We start from the raw sequence: 6,030 nt of genomic DNA, 5'->3' as shown, positions 1-6,030 counted from the left end.
GACCGCTACCGCAGCTTCAATTCCCGTACCGGCACGTTCACCGGCAATGACGGCGAACAGCATTTCTGCACTGCCAACTAACCAAGGGCTTCCCTGCCCCAAAACAGAAAAGCGCTGACCGCAAGGCCAGCGCTTTTTTGTTGTGGTCTCTACAATGTCAACGGTCTGCTTGAGGCTGATGAAAAACAGCTACGGTTCCGAGCCTGGTTCAAGTCAAAAAAGGATTGGTCCGCCTCTCCTCGCCAAAACGTCCGCCGGCACCGTGGCCACAGATGAAGCCGATGTCGTCGCCGAGCGGCAGGAGCTTGTCCTTGATCGAAGCGATCAGCGCCGTGTGGTCGCCGCCCGGCAGGTCGGTGCGGCCGACCGAGCCGCGGAACAGCACGTCGCCGACATGGGCGAACTTGGCTGCGCGGTTGTAGTAGACGACGTGACCGGGCGCATGGCCGGGGCAGTGCAGCACCTCGAACACATGGCCGCCGAACGACACGGTCTCGCCTTCGGCCAGGAACCGGTCGGGCACGCAGTTGCGCGCTCCGGCGATGCCGTAGCGCTTGCCCTGGTTTTCCAGATTGTCGAGCAGCGACTTGTCGGCCTCATGCGGACCGATGATCTCGACGCCGAGCGCCTCCTTCAACTCCATTGCACCGCCGGCATGGTCGATGTGGCCATGCGTTATCCAGATAGCTCCGGCTGAGATCGCATTGTCCTTCAGCACCGCCAGTACCTTGTCGATATCGCCGCCCGGATCGACGACGACGCCATGCTTGTCATCCATGTCGAACAGGATGGTGCAATTCTGCTGGAACGGTGTGACCGGCACGATGCCGGCATTGAGCTGACCCATGATCGTCCTTTCGATGTTCACGGGTGATGTAGAGGCGCGGACAAAGGGCGTCCACCCTCGAAAGACGAACAGTCAGTAGCCCCAAAACGGAAATGGGCGGCCGAAGCCGCCCATTTGAAAAGACCGAAACGGCCTGCTTACTTCTTCATGGCGCCCATGACCGCGCCGAGAATGGCGGTCAGGATCGCGCCGCCGCCGGCGCCGCCGACGATGTTCTGCAGGTTCAGCGCGCTGCCGAGACCGCTCGTTGCTGCTGCCGCAGCCGCCGGATCGACCGCACCGCCACCCAGCAGGCTGCCGAGGATCGCCGCACCACCGACGCCGCCAATGGCTCCGCCCAGGATTTTGGGAAGCTGACCCATCGCCGCCGTCTTGAGCGCCGCACCGACCGCCTGACCACCGATGATGCCAGTAATCACCTGTATGATGATCGGAAGAAGCGTGTTCATGTCCATATGATTAGTCCCTCCATAGCTGTCAGCCTCCCGGGCCGACACCATCATGAGACGCCGAATTGGACGAAAGTCAAATGCAGAAACGCTGAAATAAAAGGGGCGGCCCGAAAACCGCCCCTACTTCCTAAAAAAGCTGTGACTTTCGTTATTCTGCGGCGATCGCGTGCTTGGGCTGAACGGCCGCAGAATAGTCATTCATAAGATTCTTGGCTATTTCGCCGACCTCGAATCGGTAAGGCCCGATCTCCGAAACCGGCGTCACTTCCGCTGCCGTCCCGGTCAGGAAGCACTGCTCGAAGCTTTCCAGCTCTTCCGGCAGGATGGCGCGTTCAATCACCTCAAGGCCGCGATCCTTGGCCAGCCCGATGACCGTGCGGCGGGTGATGCCGTCGAGGAAGCAGTCGGGCTTGGGTGTGTGGATCTTGCCGTCCTTGACGAAGAAGATGTTGGCTCCGGTCGCTTCGGCGACCTGGCCACGCCAGTCGAGCATCATGGCATCGGCATAGCCCTTGGCCTCGGCGGCGTGCTTGGACATGGTGCAGATCATGTAGAGCCCGGCGGCCTTCGACTTGGAAGGCGCGGTGCGCGGGTCGGGCCGGCGCCATTCCGCCACATCGAGACGGATGCCTTTCAGCTTCTGCGCAGGATCGAAATAGCTTGGCCATTGCCAGATGGCGATGGCGCAGTTGATGCGGTTGTTCTGCGCCGAGACGCCCATCTGCTCACTGCCGCGCCAGGCGATCGGCCGGACATAGGCGTCCTGGAAACCCTGCTTCTTGAGAAGCGTGGAAGAGGCGTCGTTGAGCTCGGCCACCGAATAGGGGATCTTGAAACCGAGCAGGCGTGCCGATTCATGCAGGCGCTCGGTGTGTTCGTTGAGCTTGAAGATCTCGCCGCCATAGGCGCGCTCTCCCTCGAAAACAGCGCTGGCGTAATGCAGCCCGTGCGTCAGCACATGGATCTTGGCGTCACCCCATTGGACGAATTCGCCGTTCATCCAGATGAAGCCATCGAGTTGATCGAAGGGAACGGATGCCATGGTAACCTCCCACGGGCGGCAGCCCGGATAGTTGTATCGTTGTGTGTTTCGTGTCGGCCGCCCAAAGCGGCTTTTATGGTGGAGCGTAGGCGGATAATTGCGCTCTGGCAAACTTAGGAAATTCCGGAAAAACCGGCTTCCCTTGCCTTTTCGTTCGCAATCCGCCCAAAAGCTTGTCAAAAATTACCATTGCAGGGAAATTACGTCAATAGTACTGACATAATCTCTCTTTCCCACGGAGAAATAATGACGGATCGAAGCCCAGCCGCCGGAAAACCGATCAGGACCGCAATGTCGGTCGAGGACGGCATCGACTTCGCCATCATCGAGCTGCTCTTCTTTGCCTATCGCGACTTCACCTCCGATCCGGACCAGATCCTGGCCGATTACGGCTTCGGCCGGGCCCACCACCGGGTGCTGCATTTCGTCAACCGCAGGCCGGGCCTGACGGTCGCCGAACTGCTCGACGTGCTGAAGATCACCAAGCAGAGCCTGGCCCGTGTGCTCAAGCAACTGATCGACACCGACCATATCGTGCAGTTGCAAGGTCCGCGCGACCGCCGCCAGCGCGAACTTTATCCGACAGCCAAAGGCCGTGCGCTGGCGCTGGCGCTGGCGCGGCCACAGTCGCGCCGCATCCATGCTGCATTGGGGGATTCCGGAGTAACCGAACGGACCTTGGTGGAACGGTTCCTCGAAGCGATGGTCAATCCGGAACTGAGGGCGCAGATCGACGTTGGGTCCGCAAAAATGTCAGGGAAAAGCCATGGAGAGCACTGAACGGGTCGATCACGCGGCCGCGCCGGACGACGACGCGCCGCATCTGCTTGTCGTCGACGACGACACCCGCATCCGCAATCTTCTCAAGCAGTATCTGACCGAAAATGGCTTTCGCGTCACCGTTGCCGGCAATGCCGGCGAAGCCAGGCGCAAGCTTGCCGGCCTCGACTTCGACCTTCTGGTGCTGGACGTCATGATGCCCGGCGAGACGGGCGTCGACCTGACCAAGTCGCTGCGGGCCGAAAAGAACGTACCGATCCTGATGCTCACAGCGCTGTCGGAGACCGACAGCCGCATCTCAGGGCTGGAGGCTGGCGCCGACGACTATCTGCCAAAGCCGTTCGATCCGCGCGAGCTGATCCTGCGCATCAACAACATCCTGCGCCGCGGTGGCCCGGCGACCACGCCCAAGGTCGAGCAGTTGGTCTTCGGCCCCTACACGTTCCAGATCGCCCGGCGCGAATTGAAGCGTGGCGGCGAGGCGTTGAAGCTGACCGATCGCGAGCAGGAGATCCTGGCGATCTTCGCCGCGCGGGCGGGCGAGACGATACCCCGCCACGAGCTTGTCGGCGACGATTCGGAAGTCGGCGAGCGCACCATCGACGTCCAGATCAACCGGCTGCGCCGCAAGATCGAGCGCGATCCGTCCAATCCGGTCTGGCTCCAGACCGTACGCGGTATTGGGTATCGGCTCAGCGTGGAATAGAATGCCGCCTGCGGCCGGCTGAACGGCTGCGGGCAAGCGAAAAGAGCGAATGGCAACCACGGAACTGGAACAGCCGGGCAATGGCGGCTTGAGCGCACGCGCTGCGCGGACGCTGAAGGCGGTGCCGCGCGCCTGGAACCGCTTCTGGCGCCTCGTCTCGCTCTATATGCCCAAGCGGCTCTATGCCCGCTCGCTGATCATCGTCATCGCGCCGATGATCCTGCTGCAATCGGTCGTCGCCTTCGTCTTCATGGAACGTCACTGGGCAACCGTGACGCAGCGCCTGTCGCAGGCCACCGTGCGCGACATCGCCGCCATCATCGACCTGATCGAGACCTATCCGCGCGATGCCGACTACACCAACATAATCCGCATCGCCCAGGACCGCATGCAGCTGAAGGTCGACCTCTTGCCGCCCGACCCACTCCCCGCGCCCGGTCCAAAGCCGTTTTTCTCGATTTTGGATGATGTTCTCTCGTCCGAGATCACCCGCCAGATCAACCGCCCGTTCTGGATCGACACGGTCGGCAACTCCAACATCGTCGAGGTACGCGTGCAGCTCGAGGGCAAGGTGCTGCGCGTCTTCGTGCGCCGCAGCCAGGCCTATGCCTCTAACACCCACATCTTCCTGATCTGGATGGTCGGCACCTCGCTGGTGCTGTTGATGATCGCCATTCCCTTCCTGCGCAACCAGATCCGGCCGATCCTGATGCTTGCCGAAGCCGCCGAAAGCTTTGGCAAGGGCCGGCCGATGCCGCGCGATTTCCGGCCGCGCGGCGCCGAGGAGGTTCGCCGCGCCGGCTTTGCCTTCATGCAGATGCGCGAGCGCATCGAACGCCAGATCGAACAGCGCACCGCCATGCTGACCGGCGTCAGCCATGACCTCAGAACCATCCTCACTCGCTTCAAGCTGCAGCTGGCGCTTTCCGGCGGCAAGGCCGAGACCAAGGCAGCGCTCGACCAGGACATCGACGACATGCAGTCGATGCTCGAAGGCTATCTGTCCTTTGCCCGCGGCGAAGCTTCGGAAGACGCCGGACGGTTCGATCTCGAGGCCTATTTCGAAAAGCTCGACGAGGAAGCCAGGCTGCGCAAGCGTAAGCTGTCGACGACGCTTGCCGGCGATCACGATGTGCATGTGCGGCCCAATGCCTTTGCCCGGCTGATGTCCAACGTCATCGGCAACGCCTTCCGCTATGCCAAGACGGTGGAGGTCAACGCCACCCATGGCCGCGGCTCGCTGCTGGTCACCATCGACGACGATGGTCCGGGCATTCCCGCCGATCGACGCGAAGACGTGTTCAAGCCTTTCGTGCGGCTCGACGAGGCCCGCAACCTCGATGCCAGCGGCACCGGGCTCGGCCTGTCGATCGCCCGCGACATCGCCCGCTCCCATGGCGGCGACATCACTCTTGAAGACAGCCCGCTCGGCGGACTGCGCGCCATCATCAAGGTTCCGGCATAACCGGGCACGATTGCGAAAAGTGGAAACGGCTTCATCCGCCCGTCATGAAACCATGATCAAGAGCGCGCATGAAGCGCGCGACCTCAATTGATTCGGCCTTGCCGCCTCACTTCGACCCCGTACCTGTCCGGGTGCGCTGGAGCGAAGCGAGAGCAGCAGGCTGGTCGCCGTTCCGGCATCGTCTCAAGGCAACCGTCGACCTTTCAAGCAAAGGGCCGCCATGCGCATACTGATGGTCACCGATGCCTGGCGCCCGCAGGTCAACGGCGTCGTCCACACGCTGGAGCGGCTCACCGAGACGCTGAAGTCCTTCGACGTCGCGGTGGATTTCCTGACGCCCAATATCTTTCGCACCCTGCCCTTGCCGACCTATCCCGACATCAGGCTGGCGCTGACCACGCCCGGCCATGTCGCGCGCCTGATCGACGCCGGCAAGGCCGACCACATCCACATCGTCACCGAAGGACCGCTGGGCATCATGGCGCGGCGCTATTGCCGCAATGCCGGCCGTCCATTCACCACCAGCTATCACACGCGCTTCCCCGAATATCTCAGCGCCCGCCTGCCGGTGCCGGAAAGCTGGGCCTATCGCTGGCTGCGCGATTTCCATAATTCCGGCCAGGGCACGCTGGTCGCCACCCAGTCGCTCGCCGACGACCTTTCCGCGCGCGGCTTCACCAAGCTGCGGCCATGGACGCGCGGCGTCGACACCGACCATTTCCGCCCGGACAGGAAGAA

8 protein-coding genes are annotated in these 6,030 nt (G+C 62.3%); 5 read left to right on the top strand and 3 right to left on the bottom strand.

Annotated elements, in window-relative coordinates:
* A partial coding sequence (locus EN879_RS21255; protein WP_164774499.1) for a BA14K family protein occupies positions 1-81 on the top strand: 81 nt, incomplete at its 5' end.
* 127 nt (positions 82-208) lie between these two features.
* On the opposite strand, the gene EN879_RS21250 is transcribed toward EN879_RS21255, so the two are convergent.
* The 3 genes from EN879_RS21250 to EN879_RS21240 all read right to left on the bottom strand — a co-directional run bounded on the left by EN879_RS21250 (position 209) and on the right by EN879_RS21240 (position 2,341).
* On the bottom strand, positions 209-847 hold the full coding sequence (locus EN879_RS21250; protein ID WP_063168837.1) for an MBL fold metallo-hydrolase: 639 nt from the start codon (positions 845-847) through the stop codon (positions 209-211).
* A gap of 137 nt (positions 848-984) precedes the next feature.
* Positions 985-1,302: a hypothetical protein gene (locus EN879_RS21245; protein WP_013530017.1), complete on the bottom strand. Its 318-nt coding sequence runs from the start codon at positions 1,300-1,302 to the stop codon at positions 985-987.
* A 145-nt stretch (positions 1,303-1,447) separates the two neighbouring features.
* Positions 1,448-2,341 (bottom strand): branched-chain amino acid aminotransferase, encoded by an 894-nt coding sequence (locus tag EN879_RS21240; protein WP_013530016.1) that lies wholly within the window; start codon positions 2,339-2,341, stop codon positions 1,448-1,450.
* A 246-nt stretch (positions 2,342-2,587) separates the two neighbouring features.
* On the opposite strand from EN879_RS21240, the gene EN879_RS21235 reads away from it, so the two are divergent.
* From EN879_RS21235 to EN879_RS21220, 4 genes are all read left to right on the top strand, one after another.
* Complete coding sequence (locus tag EN879_RS21235) at positions 2,588-3,121, top strand: MarR family transcriptional regulator (RefSeq protein ID WP_024505623.1); 534 nt, start codon at positions 2,588-2,590, stop codon at positions 3,119-3,121.
* Positions 3,108-3,827, top strand: coding sequence for a response regulator transcription factor (locus EN879_RS21230; RefSeq protein WP_013530014.1), 720 nt, complete (start codon positions 3,108-3,110; stop codon positions 3,825-3,827). Before EN879_RS21235 ends, EN879_RS21230 begins: the two co-directional genes overlap by 14 nt.
* Positions 3,828-3,876: 49 nt before the next feature.
* Positions 3,877-5,292 (top strand): ATP-binding protein, encoded by a 1,416-nt coding sequence (locus tag EN879_RS21225; protein ID WP_013530013.1) that lies wholly within the window; start codon positions 3,877-3,879, stop codon positions 5,290-5,292.
* Positions 5,293-5,512: 220 nt separating this feature from the next.
* Positions 5,513-6,030: glycosyltransferase (locus tag EN879_RS21220; protein WP_164774498.1), on the top strand; the 518-nt coding region annotated here is incomplete at its 3' end.

This window comes from Mesorhizobium sp. M7A.F.Ca.AU.002.02.1.1 (assembly GCF_003998535.1).
Classification (GTDB): domain Bacteria; phylum Pseudomonadota; class Alphaproteobacteria; order Rhizobiales; family Rhizobiaceae; genus Mesorhizobium; species Mesorhizobium ciceri.
This window is presented reverse-complemented; position numbering and strand designations above follow the sequence as displayed.